The organism is Pseudomonas sp. AC211 (assembly GCF_979258055.1).
Genome location: NZ_OZ409830.1, coordinates 997,888 through 1,015,019, shown reverse-complemented (window position 1 = coordinate 1,015,019; position 17,132 = coordinate 997,888). Strand labels below are relative to the sequence as shown.

Annotated in this window: 20 protein-coding genes; 17 read left to right on the top strand and 3 right to left on the bottom strand. The window is 61.3% G+C overall.

Annotated elements, in window-relative coordinates; translation table 11 throughout:
• The first annotated feature begins 136 nt into the window (after positions 1 to 136).
• The 7 genes from ACZZZP_RS04870 to ACZZZP_RS04840 all read left to right on the top strand — a co-directional run bounded on the left by ACZZZP_RS04870 (position 137) and on the right by ACZZZP_RS04840 (position 6,777).
• Entirely contained in the window at positions 137 to 1,801 is a 1,665-nt protein-coding gene (locus ACZZZP_RS04870; RefSeq protein ID WP_463381982.1) for an FMN-binding glutamate synthase family protein, read from the top strand.
• Positions 1,802 to 1,991: 190 nt separating this feature from the next.
• Positions 1,992 to 2,600 (top strand): LysE family translocator, encoded by a 609-nt coding sequence (locus ACZZZP_RS04865; RefSeq protein ID WP_463381981.1) that lies wholly within the window; start codon positions 1,992 to 1,994, stop codon positions 2,598 to 2,600.
• Positions 2,601 to 2,603: 3 nt separating this feature from the next.
• Positions 2,604 to 3,374 (top strand): AraC family transcriptional regulator, encoded by a 771-nt coding sequence (locus tag ACZZZP_RS04860; protein WP_463381980.1) that lies wholly within the window; start codon positions 2,604 to 2,606, stop codon positions 3,372 to 3,374.
• A gap of 103 nt (positions 3,375 to 3,477) precedes the next feature.
• A complete protein-coding gene (locus tag ACZZZP_RS04855; RefSeq protein ID WP_122451872.1) occupies positions 3,478 to 3,651 on the top strand; it encodes a DUF1427 family protein in 174 nt (57 codons plus the stop codon).
• 35 nt (positions 3,652 to 3,686) lie between these two features.
• The gene (locus tag ACZZZP_RS04850; protein ID WP_463381979.1) at positions 3,687 to 4,646 is read left to right on the top strand and encodes a quinone oxidoreductase family protein; all 960 of its coding nucleotides are present in this window, start codon (positions 3,687 to 3,689) and stop codon (positions 4,644 to 4,646) included.
• A 200-nt stretch (positions 4,647 to 4,846) separates the two neighbouring features.
• A complete protein-coding gene (locus ACZZZP_RS04845; protein WP_463536304.1) occupies positions 4,847 to 5,476 on the top strand; it encodes a substrate-binding periplasmic protein in 630 nt (209 codons plus the stop codon).
• An 83-nt stretch (positions 5,477 to 5,559) separates the two neighbouring features.
• Complete coding sequence (locus tag ACZZZP_RS04840; RefSeq protein ID WP_122492632.1) at positions 5,560 to 6,777, top strand: MFS transporter; 1,218 nt, start codon at positions 5,560 to 5,562, stop codon at positions 6,775 to 6,777.
• Here the strand turns inward: ACZZZP_RS04840 and ACZZZP_RS04835 are convergent, their stop codons facing one another.
• On the bottom strand, positions 6,778 to 7,194 hold the full coding sequence (locus ACZZZP_RS04835; RefSeq protein ID WP_463381978.1) for a cupin domain-containing protein: 417 nt from the start codon (positions 7,192 to 7,194) through the stop codon (positions 6,778 to 6,780).
• Positions 7,195 to 7,196: 2 nt separating this feature from the next.
• Complete coding sequence (locus ACZZZP_RS04830; protein ID WP_463381977.1) at positions 7,197 to 7,640, bottom strand: carboxymuconolactone decarboxylase family protein; 444 nt, start codon at positions 7,638 to 7,640, stop codon at positions 7,197 to 7,199.
• Between the two features lie 115 nt (positions 7,641 to 7,755).
• On the opposite strand from ACZZZP_RS04830, the gene ACZZZP_RS04825 reads away from it, so the two are divergent.
• From ACZZZP_RS04825 to ACZZZP_RS04800, 6 genes are all read left to right on the top strand, one after another.
• Complete coding sequence (locus ACZZZP_RS04825; protein ID WP_122492635.1) at positions 7,756 to 8,676, top strand: LysR family transcriptional regulator; 921 nt, start codon at positions 7,756 to 7,758, stop codon at positions 8,674 to 8,676.
• A gap of 214 nt (positions 8,677 to 8,890) precedes the next feature.
• A complete protein-coding gene (locus tag ACZZZP_RS04820) occupies positions 8,891 to 9,169 on the top strand; it encodes a type II toxin-antitoxin system RelE/ParE family toxin (protein WP_463381976.1) in 279 nt (92 codons plus the stop codon).
• A gap of 15 nt (positions 9,170 to 9,184) precedes the next feature.
• Positions 9,185 to 9,472, top strand: coding sequence for a HigA family addiction module antitoxin (locus tag ACZZZP_RS04815; protein WP_122492637.1), 288 nt, complete (start codon positions 9,185 to 9,187; stop codon positions 9,470 to 9,472).
• A 32-nt stretch (positions 9,473 to 9,504) separates the two neighbouring features.
• Positions 9,505 to 10,041: a GNAT family N-acetyltransferase gene (locus tag ACZZZP_RS04810; protein WP_463381975.1), complete on the top strand. Its 537-nt coding sequence runs from the start codon at positions 9,505 to 9,507 to the stop codon at positions 10,039 to 10,041.
• Between the two features lie 250 nt (positions 10,042 to 10,291).
• The gene (locus ACZZZP_RS04805; protein ID WP_463381974.1) at positions 10,292 to 10,600 is read left to right on the top strand and encodes a DUF6482 family protein; all 309 of its coding nucleotides are present in this window, start codon (positions 10,292 to 10,294) and stop codon (positions 10,598 to 10,600) included.
• Between the two features lie 107 nt (positions 10,601 to 10,707).
• Positions 10,708 to 11,253, top strand: a complete 546-nt coding sequence (locus ACZZZP_RS04800; RefSeq protein ID WP_463381973.1) for a hypothetical protein — start codon at positions 10,708 to 10,710, stop codon at positions 11,251 to 11,253.
• Positions 11,254 to 11,302: 49 nt separating this feature from the next.
• Here the strand turns inward: ACZZZP_RS04800 and ACZZZP_RS04795 are convergent, their stop codons facing one another.
• Entirely contained in the window at positions 11,303 to 11,938 is a 636-nt protein-coding gene (locus ACZZZP_RS04795; protein WP_463381972.1) for a hypothetical protein, read from the bottom strand.
• A 224-nt stretch (positions 11,939 to 12,162) separates the two neighbouring features.
• On the opposite strand from ACZZZP_RS04795, the gene ACZZZP_RS04790 reads away from it, so the two are divergent.
• The 4 genes from ACZZZP_RS04790 to ACZZZP_RS04775 all read left to right on the top strand — a co-directional run bounded on the left by ACZZZP_RS04790 (position 12,163) and on the right by ACZZZP_RS04775 (position 17,000).
• On the top strand, positions 12,163 to 13,026 hold the full coding sequence (locus tag ACZZZP_RS04790) for a LysR family transcriptional regulator (RefSeq protein WP_463381971.1): 864 nt from the start codon (positions 12,163 to 12,165) through the stop codon (positions 13,024 to 13,026).
• A 120-nt stretch (positions 13,027 to 13,146) separates the two neighbouring features.
• Positions 13,147 to 14,202 carry a putative 2-aminoethylphosphonate ABC transporter ATP-binding protein gene (locus tag ACZZZP_RS04785; RefSeq protein ID WP_463381970.1) on the top strand — a complete coding sequence of 352 codons (1,056 nt, stop codon included), beginning with the start codon at positions 13,147 to 13,149 and terminating at the stop codon, positions 14,200 to 14,202.
• Positions 14,202 to 15,941 (top strand): putative 2-aminoethylphosphonate ABC transporter permease subunit, encoded by a 1,740-nt coding sequence (locus tag ACZZZP_RS04780; RefSeq protein WP_463381969.1) that lies wholly within the window; start codon positions 14,202 to 14,204, stop codon positions 15,939 to 15,941. Before ACZZZP_RS04785 ends, ACZZZP_RS04780 begins: the two co-directional genes overlap by 1 nt.
• A gap of 39 nt (positions 15,942 to 15,980) precedes the next feature.
• Complete coding sequence (locus ACZZZP_RS04775) at positions 15,981 to 17,000, top strand: putative 2-aminoethylphosphonate ABC transporter substrate-binding protein (RefSeq protein ID WP_463381968.1); 1,020 nt, start codon at positions 15,981 to 15,983, stop codon at positions 16,998 to 17,000.
• Positions 17,001 to 17,132: the final 132 nt, after the last annotated feature.

The following is a 17,132-nucleotide window of genomic DNA, read 5'->3' as shown; positions in this document are numbered from 1 at the left end:
ACGAAGGCACGGCCGTGGTGCGCAACCGATAAAGCACGAACATTTGCACGAACGGGTCGGCAACAACCGACGCTCGACTCCCCTGCCCGGCCCGTCTACTCTCAGCCCTTGCCGCCACCGCCCCAAGGGATTTCGCATGAGCCTGTCGCTACTCAGCCGTTACGCGTTTTTTGTCGCCTGTCTCGTGTTCACCCTCGCCAGCTTGCCCTTCTACCACCACGAATGGCTGTGGCCGTTCACGCTGTTAACCGGCGTGCTGACGTTGGTGGGCATTGGCGATTTGCTGCAGACGCGCCACGCGGTGCGGCGCAATTACCCGATTCTGGGCAACATCCGCTACCTGGTTGAGGGCATCCGCCCGGAGATCCGCCAATACCTGCTCGAGGCCGACGGCGACAAGCTGCCGTTTTCTCGCGCGCAGCGTTCGTTGGTGTATGCGCGGGCCAAGAACGAGGGGGCCGATAAACCCTTCGGCACGTTGATCGACGTGTACCAGAACGGCTTCGAGTTCATCGGCCACTCCATGCGCCCGGCGGCGCTCACCGACCCTGACAGTTTCCGCGTGATGGTCGGCGGTCCGGCCTGCAAGCAGCCGTACTCGGCCTCGTTGTTCAACATCTCGGCCATGAGCTTTGGCTCGCTCAGCGCCAACGCCATTCGCGCACTGAACAAAGGCGCCAAGCTTGGCAATTTCATTCACGACACCGGCGAGGGCAGCATCAGCCCGTACCACCGCGAGCACGGCGGCGACCTGACCTGGGAACTGGGCAGCGGCTATTTTGGTTGCCGCACCAGCACGGGGTTATTCGACCCCGAGCGCTTCGCCAAACAGGCGCAAAGCCCGCAGGTGCGGATGATTGAGATCAAGCTGAGCCAAGGCGCCAAACCCGGCCACGGCGGCATTTTGCCCAAGCACAAGGTCACCAAAGAAATCTCCGAAACCCGTGGCGTTCCGATGGGCGAAGACTGCGTATCGCCCTCGCGCCACAGCGCGTTTTCCACCCCCACCGAACTGATGCAATTCGTCGCCCAACTTCGGGAGCTGTCGGGCGGTAAGCCGGTGGGGTTCAAGTTTTGCCTCGGCCATCCATGGGAGTTCATGGGCATTGCCAAGGCCATGCTGGAAACCGGAATTTTGCCGGACTTTATCGTCGTCGACGGCAAGGAAGGCGGCACGGGCGCGGCGCCGGTTGAGTTCACCGATCACATCGGTGTACCGCTGCGTGATGGGCTGCTGTTTGTGCACAACACGCTAGTGGGGTTGAATTTGCGCGAGCACATCAAGCTCGGCGCCAGCGGCAAAATCGTCAGTGCCTTTGATATCGCCAGCGTGTTGGCCATCGGTGCCGACTGGGCCAACTCCGCGCGCGGCTTTATGTTCGCGATCGGCTGCATTCAAAGTCAGAGCTGCCACACCAACAAATGCCCCACCGGCGTCGCCACCCAAGACCCGCTGCGCCAACGCGCGCTGGTGGTAGAAGACAAAGCCGAGCGGGTGCTCAGCTTCCATCGCAACACCCTCAAAGCCTTGGCCGAAATGTTGGCGGCCGCCGGCCTGAGCCATCCTTCGCAACTCGATGCACGCCACTTGGTGCGGCGCATTTCCAATACCGAGATCAAGCTGTTTTCCCAGGAACACGTTTTTCTCAAACCCGGCGCGCTGTTGAGCGGCAAGGTGAGCGGCGAGTTCTACGAGCGCATGTGGAAAATGGCCCGCGCCGACAGCTTCGACCCAGCGCCGCCTGAGCCGGACCACCAACCCGTTGCACCGGTAAAACCGGATGCGGTGGAAAGCGTTTAGATCGCCCCGTCCACTCAACGGAAAGTTACAGAAACCGTGACTTTCTGTTGAGTGATGGTCGCCTTCTGTGGAGCTGGCGGACTTCCTCGATGCGAAGCCTGCCCCCCAAACCGAGCCAAGCTTCGCTATGTAAATGCACGGGGCCGCCCTGCTATTCTCGCCGCTCACTCGCGCGTTTCGGATCACCTCCATGGCTTTGAATACCTGGCTCGTTTATTTGCTCGCCGTCGTCGGCCTGTCGCTCACGCCGGGACCGAATGCGTTGTTGGCGCTCAGCCATGGGGCGTTGTATGGGCAGCGCAAAACGCTGTTTACCATCGCAGGTGGCATGCTTGGTTTCACGCTCCTGATGGCGCTATCGATGTTTGGCATCGGCGCGTTGTTACAGGCGTCGGCGCATGCGCTGACGGTGTTGAAGTGGATAGGTGGGGCGTACCTGGTGTGGTTGGGTTTTCAACTATGGCGCGCGCCGCCGATTACGCTGACCGAGGAAACCGGGCCGGACCGAGCCGGCCACACCTTGTTTCGTCAGGGGCTGTTGTCCGCCGTTTCGAATCCGAAGGTGATTCTGTTCTTCGGCGCCTTCTTGCCGCAGTTCCTCGATCCAAGCCGCGCGCTGTGGCTGCAATTTGTGATTCTGGTGCTGACCTTCGTGTTGTTTGAAGCGGTGGTGGAAATTTTGCTGGCGCGCATGGCACATCGCATTCGACCGTGGCTGGAACGCACCGGCAAAGGCTTCAACCGGGCCTGCGGCGGTATGTTCGCCCTGATGGGGGCGGCGTTGCCGACATTGCGTTAAATCATGGCTCGCGCTGCTCCTCCCGACCTGCACCGCCCGGGCGCTGCTTTACGCACGGTGGCGCGCAGCTATCCACGCGGTTTGTTTATCGAGCCCCACGCCCATGATTGGGGTCAGTTGCTGTATGCCATGAGCGGCATCATGTGGGTGGAAACGCCCGGCGAGGCGGTATTGGTTCCGCCGTTGCGCGCGGTGTGGTTGCCGGCCCATGTGCCCCATGCGGTTCGGGTGGTTTCGGAGCTGGAGATGCGCAACATCTACCTGCGCCCGGACCAGCCGCATACCTTGCCCACCACCACGCGAGTGGTCGATGTGAAGCCGCTGCTGCGCGAGCTGATTCTCGGTTTGGTGGAGCAGCAAGGCGCCGAAGACAGCGAGTACTACCAACACCTGAGCGCCCTGGCCGTGCTGGAGTTGCAGCGCGCCCACCATTCGTATTTGCGCGTACCGCTGCCGGATGCCAGCGACCGGCGCTTGCTGACCCTGTGCCAAGCGGTAATCGCCTCGCCCTCGCTGGCGTTTTCGTTCGAGCAGCACGCGGCAGCCGCCGGTGCCAGCGTGCGCACACTGGCGCGGCTGTTCCAAGACAGCATGGGCATGGGCTTCGCCCACTGGCGCCGGCAAGTGCAGTTGGCAACGGCAGTCGCCGCGTTGATTGAAGGTGCGCCGGTAAGTCGTATTGCCGCCGACCTCGGCTATCGGCCCAGCAGCTTCAGCGACATGTTCCGGCGCGAACTCGGCGTGGCGCCTTCCGAGTACGTGGCGAAGCAATAGCCGCACAGGTTGGCCGATATACAGAAGCCTTTGACCTGAGCAGCGTTTTCCCGTCAGTAGACTGAGCCCCATTCCCACCTCACTTCCGGGAAAGGAGGCTCCCATGAACTACCTTATTTCTCTCGCCGCCGGGCTGCTGGTCGGCGTCATCTACAACGTACTGGATGTGCGCTCGCCCGCGCCGCCCGCCATCGCCCTGGTCGGTTTGCTCGGCATGTTGGCCGGCGAGCAACTGATTCCGGTCGGCCGCCAATTGATTGCCCACTGGTTGTCCTGATTCTTCTTTCAATCTGCCTCGCAAAAGGAGCGCATATGCACGCGTTGCAATTTACCCTCACGGGCGATCTGAACTCTCTTCAGCACGTTGAAGTGCCAACGCCTGCCGTCGCCGAGGGCGAGGTACTGGTGGAAATTCGTGCAGCGGGTTTGAACCCCAGCGACATCAAGAATGTGCTCGGCCGTTTTCCGTACACCACCGTGCCGCGAATTCCGGGGCGCGATTTTGCCGGCGTGGTCGTTGAAGGGCCAAGTCACTTGCTCGGTCAAGCAGTGTGGGGCACTGGCAAGGGCCTGGGTTTTACCCGTGATGGCAGCCATGCCAGCCATATCGCCCTGCCGGCTGCTGCCGTTGCGCTGAAACCTCAGGCGTTGAGTTTTGCCCAGGCGGCCAGCTGCGGCGTGCCGTTCACCACCGCTTGGGATGCGCTGGAACGCAGCGGGGTAAAAGCCGGCACCACGTTGCTGGTGATAGGCGCCAACGGTGCCGTCGGCGATGCAGCGGTGAACCTGGCCAAGGCCAGAGGCGCCCAGGTACTCGCAGCGGTGCGCCGGCCGGAAGCGGTGGAAAACCTCAATCAGCGCGGCATTGCTGCCTTGCTTTTGAGCGATCCGGCAGCGTTGCCGGCTCAGGTTGAAGCCCACTTTCCGGGCGGTGCCGAGGTGATCTTCGACACCACCGGCTTCTGGCTTCCCGCCGCCGTGCCAGCCTTGGCCACCTTCGGGCGCATCGCCATTATCGCGGCGCCGGTAGACGGCAACGTGCAATTCCCGGCGCTGGCGCTGTATCGGCGCGGCGGCGTACTGGTGGGCGTCAATTCGTTGCTGTACAGCCCGCAAGAATGCGCAGCGATGCTCGACGGCTTTGGCAGTTTGTTCGATCAGGGCTTGTTGCCGCTGCCCGAGCAACTGCGCGAAGTGCCATTGAGCGAAGGCGTGGCGAGTTATCACGCGGTGAATGGCGGCAGCGGCGATAAATTCATTCTGCTGCCCTGATCGCGGCGACACGGGCGCGGGCTTTGTGGTTAGATTTGACCGCCCTCGCCCGCTTCCGGCCTGCTTTTGACCACGTCCGGGCGACTGACTCAACCCGGTATCGCCATGCGTTTTTTCTGCCTCTTGTCCTTCTGTTGCTTTGCGCCTGCAGCGCAGCAGAAGAGCGCCCGCTGCGTTTTTCGGTGATCGAAAGCTGGGCCATGCCGCTGGTCAGCGTCGAAAACGGCGAAGCCACCGGCGGCATCATTTACGACTTGCAGATGCGCCTGGCCGAAAAGGTCGGCCGGCGCGCTGAAATGCTCGTGCTGCCACGCAAGCGCGTGCAGGCCATGCTGGTTCGCGGCGAAATTGATGTGCGCTGCTACGTGAACCCGATCTGGATGACCGAGTCCCACCATCAGTACATTTGGAGCGTGCCGTTTATGAAACAGCGCGACATGCTGGTGGCCCGGAACAAACAGGACATGACCCTCGAACAGTTGCACGGCCAGATGGTCGGCACCGTGCTGGGCTATGTGTACCCGCAACTGCAGGGCAAGTTCGACAGCCGCGACTTGCAGCGCGACGACGCCCGCACCCAGGAATTGGCCCTGCTCAAGCTTGATGCCGGCCGTAACGACTACGCGGTGAGCAGCGAACTGACGCTGAACTGGTTCAACCGCACCCAGGCGCCGCAGCACAAGTTGCAGGCGCTGCAAGAGCTCTCGTCAGACCTGGCCTCGTGCATCGTTCGCGACGAGCCGGACGTGCCCACCATGGCGTTGCTGCGCGCGCTGGTGCAAATGAGCAACGACGGCGAATTCGAAAAGATATTGGCCAGTTACCGCTAAACCTTCCCGCAAGAATTTGTTCTCACCTGCCCCACCGGTGAATCCGTTCACCCGTTCAAGCGACCTGATTCGAGGCTGTATCCATGTCTGATGTATTGCCCGCTGCGGCGCCCACTGCACCGATTGCCAAGCAGTTGTCGGCCCGCGCGATTTTGCTGATTGAACTGGCGCTGTCCCTGGGCGGTTTCGCCATTGGCACCGGTGAGTTTTCGATAATGGGCTTGATGCCAGACGTGGCCGCCGACTTGGGCATCACCGAGCCGCAGGTGGGCCATGTGATCAGCACCTACGCGCTTGGCGTTGTAGTCGGCGCACCGCTGTTGGCGATATTGGGTTCGCGTCTGCCGCGCCGTAATTTGCTCTTGCTGCTGATGGCGATTTTCGCCGTCGGCAACTTCGCCACCGCGCTGGCACCGGATTACCACTCGATGATGGCGTTCCGCTTCTTCGCCGGCCTGCCCCATGGCGCCTATTTTGGCGTGGCAATGCTGGTGGCGGCGTCCATGGCGCCGCCGCACAAACGGGCCAAGGCCGTGAGCCGGGTAATGCTGGGCCTTACGGTGGCGATTCTAGTGGGCAACCCGCTGGCCACCTGGCTCGGTCAGTTGGCCAGTTGGCGTTATGCCTTTGCTCTGGTCGGCGTTATCGCCCTCAGCACGGTGGCGATGGTTGCGTGGTTTTTGCCGCTGGATAAAAACGAACCACGCAGCTACCCGATGCGCGAGCTACGCGCGTTTAACCGTGCGCAAGTGTGGTTGGCGCTGGCCATCAGCTCGGTCGGTTTTGCCGGCATGTTTTGCGTGTTCAGCTACATGGCGCCCACGTTATTGCAAGTGACCCACCTGTCAGCAGCCTGGATTCCCTTCGCCCTTGCCGCATTCGGGCTGGGCAGCATTGTCGGTAATATGGTCGGCGGCTGGCTGTTCGACAAACTGCAATTCAAAGCCGTGGCCTGGCTGTTGGTGTGGAGTGCACTGGTGCTGGCGATATTCCCACTGGCGGCGCTGTCGCCCTGGAGCGTGTTGCCGGCCGTGTTCGCGGTCGGTTCCATGGTATCGCTCGGCGCGCCTTTACAAACACATTTGATGGACGTTGCTCAGGACGCGCAAACCCTCGCCGCCGCCTCCAACCACGCCGCCTTCAACGTGGCCAATGCGCTCGGCCCTTGGCTCGGCGGCATGGCGATCAGCGCCGGTTTCGGCTGGACGTCCACCGGCTACATCGGCGCGGCCACAGCGCTCGCCGGTCTGATGGTGTTCTTCGTGGCCTGGCGCTTTGAGCCGAAAGCAGCAACGCGCTGATTACTCGGCGCCACCCAGCGGTTTTACCAACGGCGTCTTGCCGTCGGACAGCAACCACGCCACTAACACGGCCGGCTGGCTCTGGCTGGCATTGCGGGTCACGCGATGCTCCTGTCCGGGCGCCTCGTACCACGCATCGCCGGCTTTGTAGGTGTGCAGCGGGCCGTCGTCCAACGACGATTCAACCGCGCCGCTGACCACCACCACAAACACCGGCCCGGGGTGCCGGTGCGGCTTGGACGTGGCGCCCGGGGCGAATTCCACACGCAGTGCGGTGGCATCAGAGCTGGCAACAGCAGGCAAATTGGCATGGGCGACGGGCGCTACCGTTTCGTCGCCAGCGCCGCCGCCGTGGGCATGTGCCAGGGAAGTGAACAGCGTTAACAGCAATGCCGAGGTGCGCAAGAGCGTGCCCATGGTCACAACCCCGGCTGCATGGCGAAGCCCACACCGAAACGGTTCCAGGCGTTGATTGTGGCAATGGCGAAGGTCAGGTCGGCCAGTTCGCGCTCATTGAATTGCTTCGCCACTTCGCTATAAACCGCCTCCGGCGCGCCGCGCTCTGCCAGCAAGGTCAGGGTTTCGGTCCAGAGCAGAGCGGCGCGTTCGCGATCGCTGAAAAACGGCGTTTCGTGCCAGGCCGACAGGGCAAAAATACGCCGCGGGGTTTCGCCCAATTTGATGGCGTCGGCCGTGTGCATATCGATGCAGTACGCGCAGCCGTTGAGCTGTGAGGCGCGAATTTTCACCAACTCGTGCAGCGATTTTTCCAACGACGATTCGCCCATCGCTTTTTCCAGCCCCAGCAAAGCCTTGAAAGCGTGGGGAGCGACCTGAGCGTAGTTAACGCGCGAATTGTTCATGTCCGTTTCCTCAGTGGTGGCCGGCGGCTTGCCGGGGTGAAACCACTCTATTGCTCCCGCTCTGCGCGGATAAATACACTGAAACCGGAAACATTAGACGGACTCCCGGACAATCATGGCGTTTGACCGCATCGATGCAATGCGCGCGTTCTGCCGCATCGTGGAACTGAGCAGTTTCACCCGCGCCGCCGAAGCCATGGGCGTGGCGAAAACCACGCTGTCTGGGCAGATTCAGGCGCTTGAAAGCCAACTCGGGGTGAAATTGCTGCACCGCACCACGCGCCGGGTAACCCCCACCACAGACGGCGCCGCCTATTACGAGCGCGCCAGAACCGTGCTTGAAGATGTCGACGAACTGGAAGCCAGCGTCTCGCAAACCCGCACCGTTGCACGGGGCAAGGTTCGAGTAGAAATGCCTTCGCCGGTGGGACGTTTTTTGCTGATTCCAGCCCTGCCGGATTTCGTCGCTGAGTACCCGGACATCCAACTCGACGTCGGCTGTAGCGAACGCGTGGTCGACCTGGTGCAAGAAGGCGTTGACTGCGCCATTCGCGGCGGCACCGTCACCGACGCGGATTTGGTGTGCCGTGCCATCGGCCAGATGCGCTTCGTCCTGTGCGCATCGCCCGGCTACTTGCACGGCAAAGCGACCATCTGCACGCCCGCCGACCTACCGCAGCACCGCTTTTTGGCGTTTGTGTTTCCGGTGACCGGGCGGCAGAACCCGGTGCGTTTGAGTCGCGCTGAACACAGCGTGGTCATTGAGCAGACGCCGGCCATGCGCTTCAACACAGGCGGTGCGTATATCGCGGCAGCGCAGGCTGGGTTGGGGTTTGTGTCGGTACCGCTGTGCGAAGCGCAACCGCTGCTAGTCAGCGGCGAGCTGGTGCAACTACTGCCGGACTGGAGCCTGCCGAGCATGCCTATCAGCGTGGTGTATCCCTATGCCAGGCGCCTTTCGGCACGGGTTCGCGCCTTTACCACGTGGGCGGCAGCGACCATGGCCGACGACCCGATGTGGCGTCTGGACGACTGAGCGGCTGAACGCGGCAATAGCGCCGCGCGCTCCCTGCTTTCTCCCACGCTGCTGTGCGTTACTTCCTCCAGACGCAACTGGCGCGGCGGCCTAGTGTCGTTGCAGCCATGGCAGCGGCCTTGGCGGCACTAACGGAGAGGGATTTCCAAATGCGTACACGCACTGCGATTTTATCACTTGCAAACCGTGATGTAATACATCACACTTCTTTCCCATGATCCTCAGCTTCCAGCACAAGGGTTTACGCCAGTTTCATGAAAACGGCTGTACCCGCGGCATTCAAGCCGATCATGCCAAACGCCTCGCGCGACAGCTGCAGTTTATGGACCACGCTGTCGCACCGGCCGACCTCGACATCCCTGGCTGGCGGCTGCACCCGCTCAAGGGCGAGCTTGATCAATACTGGTCGCTCACGGTGAACGCTAATTGGCGAATGGTGTTTCGCTTCGTCGATTCCGATATCGAACTGGTCAACTACGTGGATTACCACTGAAAAGGAAACCGCACCATGGGCATTTTCAACCCGCCACACCCTGGCGAAACGCTGCGAGAAGACGTGCTGCCCGAGCTGAACATCAGCGTCGCGGAACTGGCGCGCCGTTTGGGCTTTGCCCGCGAAACCCTGTCGCGCATCCTGCATGGCCATGCGCCCATCAGTCCGGACCTGGCGGTGCGCCTGGAGGCTGCCGGTATCGGCACGGCGCAAACCTGGATGAGCGTGCAGATCGATTACGACCTGTGGCAAGCGCGAAATCGACCCCAGCCTGCCATCGAGCGTTTCGCGGCATTGCCTTGATGCTCGACCCGCTTTGCCAGGAGCAGCGCTTAATGTCGATCACCACCGCTCGCCTGCTGCTACGCCGCCCGGTGCTGGAAGATTTCCAGCAGTTCTTCGCCATTCATTCCGACCCAGCTACCAACCAATTCAACCCGGCAGGGCCGCTCACCGATTGCAGCAAAGCCGAGACGCTGTTCAACGCCTGGCTCGCCCATTGGCAACTGCACGGCTACGGCCAGTGGGCCGTCGCCAGCCGCACTGAACCGGAGGAAATTATCGGTTTCGGCGGTATCGCCCAGCGCCTTTACGGTGAGGTGGAGCGCCTCAACTTGGGATACCGCTTTGCAGCATCGGCGTGGGGCAATGGATACGCCACCGAACTGGCAGTGCAAGCGCTTCGCTATGCCCTGGAAGACCTGCAACAACCCCGTGTTTTTGCCATCGTGCGGCCGACCCACGTAGCCTCTATTCGAGTGCTTGAAAAGATCGGCATGCAGCGCACCGGCGTGCTCGATGATGTGCCCGGCCAGCCGGCCAGTCTCATTTATGAAACGCAGGCAAAGCCCCGCCTCGCTTGCCCTGAATAATCGCGGTGGCACACACGCCATCGCTTTTGACGCCAATCCCATCACATTTTTTGCCTCAACCGCCCTAGAACGGGCTTTTGCGGGCGAAATGTGCGAGCTGTTTCCTATACAAACGGCGAATCTGGCTTAGGGTTAACTCAGCCATCCCGGATTTCCCCGTACCCGCCTTCGGGTTCGCGGTTGGCCCTGTTGTGTTCGCCTCGTCCAGGCAGAACACAGCGCCACTCGGTTCAAACGAAGGGGAGCGAACATGAACGTCAATGACGTCTACGAAAATGCCGCCACCGGCGATTTGCAAGCGCTCGAACTGATCTCTATCGAAGGTGGAATTTACCTGCTGCAAGCCCATGTCGAAGGGCGTGTGCATTCCATCAAAATGCCCGACGGCGCCATGCTGCGTTTACGCTCGGTGACCCATGCGCGCGAGTTGCTGCAGGGTTTGCCCATTACCGTGCCGTTTCATTTGGTGCACAGCGAAGTGCATACCGAAATGTGCGGCTTCAGCGAAGGTCCGCAAGAGCCACTGCGAGAGCGTATTTCCCTCGGTTCAGCGTGGTGAATGACGGCCGATCAACGATAGTGGCATTTTGGAAATAATCGTTGCCGGCCCCTACGCACCTGTTGATAATCACGGCCTCTCCACGCAACTACACAAGGAAAGTGCTCGTGAAAAAACTGCTACTGTGCGTCCCCGTTTTTGCGCTGCTGCTTCAAGGCTGCGGTGTAAACATGACCCGCTACGAACCCAACTTCGACAACGTTCAGGTGCTGAAAAAAGACCTGCCGTTGCACGCTGTAACCTCCCCGCAAGTTACCGCCCCGTCTTCGCTCAGCAGCCTGTCGGTTCGGGCCAACCCGATCAAGTCGCCTAACGGCAATATTCCTCAACACATTCAGGCGGCCATTACTGAAGAGCTGCGCCTGGCCGGTCTGGTCGATGAAAAAGCCGACCGCAGCCTGGATGTCGTGTTGGTCACCAGTGAATTGGACGCCGGCATGGGCACCGGCTCCGGCAAGTTGGCGGCTCGCTTCACCGTCCACAAAGGCAGCGATGTGCTGTACGACGCCACCCAACAATCGAGCAGCACGTGGGAAAGCAGCTTCGTCGGTGCGGTAGCCGTTCCCGCCGCAGCCAATGCTTACAACCCGCTGGTTCGTGAGTTGCTACACAACCTGTATAGCGACCCACTGTTCGTGCAAGCCCTTAAATAACGTTGCGCTGAACCGAAAAAAGAGCCACAGCTGTGGCTCTTTTTTTGCCTTACGCGCGTGGTTCGTAAGCCGACAGCGCGGAATATTGCAGGGTTTTGCTTTCTACCATGCGCTTGAGCAACGCGTTCACCTGGCGATTGAACGTGTCGCGAGCCGCCTCGTCCGGGGTATTGCCCATCATCGGAATGAACACCAAACCGATCCAGGTGTTCACCGCGTCCTGGTTGCTGGCATCGGTTAACTTCTGGCCGTTTGCATCCAGCGTTTCCAGGGTCATGGTAAAGCGGTCAGTGCCCATCGCCGGCATGACGCCGAAGGTAAAGCCGCTGAAAAATGCCCAAACCATCTGCCCACCCGGCAATGGATGGTGATGCACTTTCAGGCGTAGACCGTAGTCACCGGGCTGCTTTTGAAACTCGTCGAACGTCACGCGGCCGAACAGACCGGAATCGGTAATGGTCTTTTCCAGCTGGGTTTTATAGACGTCGCGAACTTGCGGAACTTCAATCGCCGAAGGGTTGCTCGGTAACCCTTCGTAGTAGTCGAAATCGACATATACGTTGGGTTTGCTGGCGTAGCTTGCCATCGACGGTAACGTCACCGGGGCCACTTCATCCTTGGTAAAACTGGCGCAACCACTTAACGCCATTGCCAAAGCCAACCCCAGAATCTCTCCTTTGTGCATCGCAGCTTCCTTGTGTGTTTTAAACGCTCCAACGCCGGAGGCGCGCGCCCGATTCTAGAGGGCAGCCGCCGATGGTAAAAGGCCAGCTTGGAAAAAACCCTGGGGGCAGATTGGCCAATGTCGCGCACGCCCCGCCAACGTCCACAACCATCATCTAACCGTCATATTTTTTTCATACCGTTGCCGTCTCGTCATGTAGTCCCGACACCCAGCGGCCCTTCCCTATGCTTTGCAGCGAACTCAAATCCTTTCACATGGTGGCCCGCCTCGGCAGCATCACTCAGGCGGCGAAAAAGCTGGGGTTGAGCCAGCCAACGGTGACCACGCAAATCCGCCACCTGGAAGGCCAATACGGCGTCGAACTGTTTTACCGTGGCGGCCGGCGCTTAACCTTGAGCGACGAAGGCGCACGCCTGCTGCCCATGGTGCAAACGCTGTTGCAGCAAGAGGCCGACATCGAGTTTTTCCTGCGCAATAGCGGGTCGGTTCAGGGCGCGTTGCGCATTGGCGCCACGGCGCCCTACTACGTGCTGGATCTGGTGCGCGGTTTCCGTGAGCAGTTCAGCCAGTGCACGGTCACGCTGACCATTGGCAACTCGCAGGAAGTGCTCGAAGCGCTGGAAGACTACCGCGTCGATCTCGCTGCCTCCTCGCAACTGGTGGAAGACGCGCGTCTGACGCGCCTGGTGCTCGGCCACGATCCCCTGGTGCTCGCCGTGCACCGCAACCATCCCCTCGCAATGCACAACCGCGTGCCGTTGAGTGCACTGGCTGGCCATTGCCTGCTGATGCGCGAAGTTGGCTCGACCACGCGTCAGCTCAGCGAAAAGCTGTTGAACGAGGCTGGCGTGGCGCTGGGTCCGCTGCTTGAAATCGGCAGCCGTGAGTCCATCCGTGAAGCGGTGCTGCGCAACATTGGCATTAGCCTGATCGCGCGCCACGAAGTGCCTGATAACCCGCAGCTCAAAGTCGTTGAGCTCGAAGGTGCGCCGTTGATGGCCGAGTACTTGTACTGCCTGAAAGAGCGTCGCCAGGCGCGGTTGCCCGCTGCGTTCCTTAGCCTGGCGCGCAGCGGCGCCATCGAATAGCCCGCCCTACCCAAGAATGCCGATACCACTATCGGTAACTTTTGCCTCCCTGCCACAAAGCCTTCGCATGGCCTCTCTAGCATGAGCCTGGTCTAGCCCAATCGCGCTTAGAGGTTTCCGATGGCCACGCCCTACGCCGTGAGCATGAAAGTCCGCAACATCCATAAAGGCTTCGGCGCATTCAAGGCCCTGGATGGCATTTCGCTGGACATCGCTGCAGGCGAATTGGTGTGCCTGCTCGGCCCGTCGGGCTGCGGCAAAACCACCTTGCTGCGCTGCATCGCCGGCCTGGAGAAGCAGGACAGCGGCACCATCGTGATCGGCTCGCGCGACGTCTCCGATCTGCCGCCACAAGCCCGCGACTACGGCATTGTGTTTCAGTCCTATGCACTGTTTCCCAACCTCAGCGTTGAACAAAACATCGGCTATGGCCTGAACGGCAACAGCCGCGCCACCATCAAGGCGCGGGTTACGCAAATGCTGGAATTGGTCGGCCTTGCCGGCAGTGAAAAGAAGTACCCCGGCCAGCTCTCCGGCGGCCAGCAGCAACGCGTCGCCCTGGCGCGCGCGCTGGCACCGGCGCCGTCGTTGTTGCTGCTCGACGAGCCCATGTCGGCCTTGGATGCGCGGGTGCGTGAACACCTGTGCGGCGAGTTGCGCGAGCTGCAAAAACGCCTCGGCATCACCACGCTGATGGTCACTCACAATCAGGACGAAGCCATGCTCATGGCCGACCGTATCGCGGTGATCAACCAAGGTCGCGTTGAGCAATACGCCAGCGCCCAGGACATTTACCGCAGCCCCGCTACACCGTTCGTGGCCGAGTTTGTCGGCCAAGGCAACTGGCTGCCCTTCGAGCGCAGCCTCGACGGCCATGCCCAGGTCGGTGGCCTACACGTGCGCCTACCCGTTCGCTTGCCCGGTGAGTCGCGCGGGCGGCTGTTCTGTCGCCCCGAATCGGTGGTGGTCAACCCGCCGGTGCACGAAGACAACCTGTTCAGCGCGCACCTGCACGAGCTGACTTTTCTAGGCAATCGCTGCCGCCTGCGCTTTGAACTCGATGCCCTGCCCGGCCATTCGTTGCTCGCCGAAGTTGAGCCCGACGCCATGCCGAGGCTTACCGGTGCAGACATGTGGGTGGCGCTGCCGCCGCGCAGCCTGCAGGTGTTTGTGTGATGGAGGCCGAAACATCCGTTTCGGCTGGGAGCCAAGCGCGGCTGAATCCGCAGCTAAAGGACACGCTGGCCAGCAACGGCGTGATCGCCGACCGCCTGTTTATCAAAGGCGGCCAATGGTTGCTGTTGGCGCTGTTGCTGCTCACCGTGGTGTTTCCGCTGGCGGCCATGCTGTGGCGAGGCATTGCCGGTGATGCCAGCCAGGGCGGCGGTATGCAGGCGGCGATGACGTTATTGAGCAGCGCCAACTTCCGCTGGTTGCTGGGCAACAGCTTGAAAGTCTCGCTCACCGTGGCGCTGATTGTGGTGCCGCTGGCCTACGCATTCGCCTACGCCTTGCAGCGCACCTGCATTCGCGCCAAGCCGCTGTGGCGCGGTATTTCGCTGCTGCCGTTGCTGGCGCCGTCGATGCTGCCCGGCATTGCGCTGATCTACCTGTTCGGCAACCAGGGCGTGTTGCGTGGGCTGTTGAGCGACAACATCTATGGCTTCTGGGGCATCGTTATCGGCCAGGCCATTTACACCTTTCCCCACGCCCTGATGGTGTTGCTATCGGCCTTGGCGCTCGCCGATGCACGCCTGTTCGACGCAGCGTCGAGCATGGGCGCTTCGCCGTGGCGGGCGTTTCGCAGCATCACCTGGTCGGGCAGTCGACAAGGCGTATTTGCCGCGCTGTGCCTGGTGTTCACCCTGTGCATTACCGATTTCGGCGTGCCCGTGGTGGTCGGTGGCGATTACCAGGTGTTGGCGCTGGAAGCTTACAAGGCGGTGGTGGGCCAACAGCAATTCGGCCGCGGCGCGTTGATCGGCATGGTGCTACTGCTGCCGGCGCTCCTGAGTTTCGCCGTCGATGTGTGGCTACGCCGCCGCCAGCGCGACGCCATGGGCGGCCGGGCCCAGGTGTATCACCCACGACCATCGCGCGGTCGCGACCTGGCGTTTCTCTGCACCACGGTGCTGATTTGCCTGGCCTTGCTGGGAGTGTTCGGCATGGCCATTTATTCCTCGCTGGTGAAGTTCTGGCCGTACAACTTATCGCTGTCGCTGGACCACTACGCCTTCTCGGAGCTGCCCGGCGGCTGGCTGGCGTATCGCAACAGTCTGGTTCTGGCAGGGTGCAGCGCGCTGTTTGGCAGCCTGGTGATTTTTACCGGCGCGTACCTGATTGAGAAAACCCGGCAAACCGCGCTGACGCAATTGTTGCGTTTGCTCAGCTTCGTGCCGATGGCGGTACCGGGGTTGGTGTTTGGCTTGGGCTACGTGTTTTTCTTCAACCAGCCAAACAATCCACTGAGCGGTTTGTACGGCACGCTGACGTTGTTGGTGCTGTGCACCATCGCGCACTTTTTCACCACGGCGCAGATGACCGCCGCTGCTGCGCTGCGCCAACTCGACGGCGAATACGAAGCCGCTGCGCTGTCGCTGAAAGTGCCCCTGCTACGTCATTTTTTCCGCGTAACCCTGCCCATCTGCTTACCCGCGCTGCTCGACATCATTCGCTACCTGTTCGTGTCGGCGATGACCACCGTATCGGCCGCCATCTTCCTTTACAGCCCCGACAGCGTGCTCGCCGCCGTGGCCGTGTTGAACATGGACGACGCCGGCAACGTCGGCGGTGCGGCGGCCATGTCCACGTTGATTCTGCTCACCTCGGCCGGCGTATCGCTGCTGCTGGCTGGAGTTTCCCGTGGCCTGTTGCGCCGCTCCCAAGCCTGGCGTCAGCCAGCGCCGGGCCTTTGAACAATCCCGTACAACCAACGCCAACCCAAGGAGCTTCACATGTTCAAACGCACCGCACTGGCCGCCGGCCTGCTCGCTGCCTGTGCATTTCACGCTCAAGCCAACACTGAGCTGACCGTGTACACCGCGCTCGAAGTGGAACAACTCAAGGCCTACAAAGAAGCCTTTGAAAAACAGAACCCGGACATTGAAATCAAATGGGTGCGCGACTCCACCGGCATCGTTACCGCCAAGCTGCTGGCCGAGAAAGAACGCCCGCAAGCCGACGCGGTATGGGGCCTGGCCGGTTCCAGCCTGGCGATCCTGAAACAGCAAGGCATGCTCGAAGCCTACGCACCGGCCAACCTCGACAAGATTGGCGGCAACTACCGCGACGCCGCCAACCCGCCGTCGTGGGTGGGCATGGACGTGTGGGCCGCGACCATTTGCTTCAACACCGTGGAAGCCGAAAAGCAGGGCCTGCCCAAACCGACCAAATGGGAAGACCTGACGAACCCCGTCTACAAAGACAAAATCGTCATGCCTAACCCGGCCTCCTCCGGCACCGGCTACCTGGACGTCAGCGCCTGGCTGCAAACCTTCGGCGAAGCCCAGGGCTGGGCCTATATGGACAAACTGCACGCCAACATCGGGCAGTACACCCATTCCGGTTCCAAACCTTGCAAGCTCGCCGCCGCCGGCGAATTCCCGATTGGTATTTCCTTTGAATACCCAGCCGTGCAGCTCAAGCGCAAAGGCGCACCGCTGGACATCGTGCTGCCCAAGGAAGGTCTGGGTTGGGAAATTGAAGCCACCGGCATCATCAAAGGCACCGCCCACCTGGCGGCTGCCAAAAAGCTCGCCGACTTCTCCGCCAGCCGCGAAGCGATGGACTTGTACAAGGTCAACTTCGCTGTCCTGGCCCAGCCGGGCATTGCCGAACGCTTCCAGGAATTGCCGGCCGATTACGAGCAGCGCCTGATTAAAAACGACTTCAACTGGGCCTCGGAAAACCGCGACAAAATTCTCGCCGAGTGGCGCAAACGCTACGACGGCAAATCCGAACCGCTGCCCCAATAATCCGCCGTCACCCCCGCCCCGCACTCGTAGGAGCGAGCTTGCTCGCGAATTGCCCCACGACGTTTTCTTGCAAAACCGCGTGGCCTTTTTCGCGAGCAAGCTCGCTCCTACGGGTCGGTGGAATACAGGAGT

What these genes read in the sequence shown, in the direction of transcription:
- ACZZZP_RS04870 (WP_463381982.1), top strand. Translation starts at nt 137, where the DNA reads ATGAGCCTGTCGCTACTCAGCCGTTACGCGTTTTTTGTCGCCTGTCTC.
- ACZZZP_RS04865 (WP_463381981.1), top strand. Translation starts at nt 1,992, where the DNA reads ATGGCTTTGAATACCTGGCTCGTTTATTTGCTCGCCGTCGTCGGCCTG.
- ACZZZP_RS04860 (WP_463381980.1), top strand. Translation starts at nt 2,604, where the DNA reads ATGGCTCGCGCTGCTCCTCCCGACCTGCACCGCCCGGGCGCTGCTTTA.
- ACZZZP_RS04855 (WP_122451872.1), top strand. Translation starts at nt 3,478, where the DNA reads ATGAACTACCTTATTTCTCTCGCCGCCGGGCTGCTGGTCGGCGTCATC.
- ACZZZP_RS04850 (WP_463381979.1), top strand. Translation starts at nt 3,687, where the DNA reads ATGCACGCGTTGCAATTTACCCTCACGGGCGATCTGAACTCTCTTCAG.
- ACZZZP_RS04845 (WP_463536304.1), top strand. Translation starts at nt 4,847, where the DNA reads ATGCCGCTGGTCAGCGTCGAAAACGGCGAAGCCACCGGCGGCATCATT.
- ACZZZP_RS04840 (WP_122492632.1), top strand. Translation starts at nt 5,560, where the DNA reads ATGTCTGATGTATTGCCCGCTGCGGCGCCCACTGCACCGATTGCCAAG.
- ACZZZP_RS04835 (WP_463381978.1), bottom strand. Translation starts at nt 7,194, where the DNA reads ATGGGCACGCTCTTGCGCACCTCGGCATTGCTGTTAACGCTGTTCACT.
- ACZZZP_RS04830 (WP_463381977.1), bottom strand. Translation starts at nt 7,640, where the DNA reads ATGAACAATTCGCGCGTTAACTACGCTCAGGTCGCTCCCCACGCTTTC.
- ACZZZP_RS04825 (WP_122492635.1), top strand. Translation starts at nt 7,756, where the DNA reads ATGGCGTTTGACCGCATCGATGCAATGCGCGCGTTCTGCCGCATCGTG.
- ACZZZP_RS04820 (WP_463381976.1), top strand. Translation starts at nt 8,891, where the DNA reads ATGATCCTCAGCTTCCAGCACAAGGGTTTACGCCAGTTTCATGAAAAC.
- ACZZZP_RS04815 (WP_122492637.1), top strand. Translation starts at nt 9,185, where the DNA reads ATGGGCATTTTCAACCCGCCACACCCTGGCGAAACGCTGCGAGAAGAC.
- ACZZZP_RS04810 (WP_463381975.1), top strand. Translation starts at nt 9,505, where the DNA reads ATGTCGATCACCACCGCTCGCCTGCTGCTACGCCGCCCGGTGCTGGAA.
- ACZZZP_RS04805 (WP_463381974.1), top strand. Translation starts at nt 10,292, where the DNA reads ATGAACGTCAATGACGTCTACGAAAATGCCGCCACCGGCGATTTGCAA.
- ACZZZP_RS04795 (WP_463381972.1), bottom strand. Translation starts at nt 11,938, where the DNA reads ATGCACAAAGGAGAGATTCTGGGGTTGGCTTTGGCAATGGCGTTAAGT.
- ACZZZP_RS04790 (WP_463381971.1), top strand. Translation starts at nt 12,163, where the DNA reads ATGCTTTGCAGCGAACTCAAATCCTTTCACATGGTGGCCCGCCTCGGC.
- ACZZZP_RS04785 (WP_463381970.1), top strand. Translation starts at nt 13,147, where the DNA reads ATGGCCACGCCCTACGCCGTGAGCATGAAAGTCCGCAACATCCATAAA.
- ACZZZP_RS04780 (WP_463381969.1), top strand. Translation starts at nt 14,202, where the DNA reads ATGGAGGCCGAAACATCCGTTTCGGCTGGGAGCCAAGCGCGGCTGAAT.
- ACZZZP_RS04775 (WP_463381968.1), top strand. Translation starts at nt 15,981, where the DNA reads ATGTTCAAACGCACCGCACTGGCCGCCGGCCTGCTCGCTGCCTGTGCA.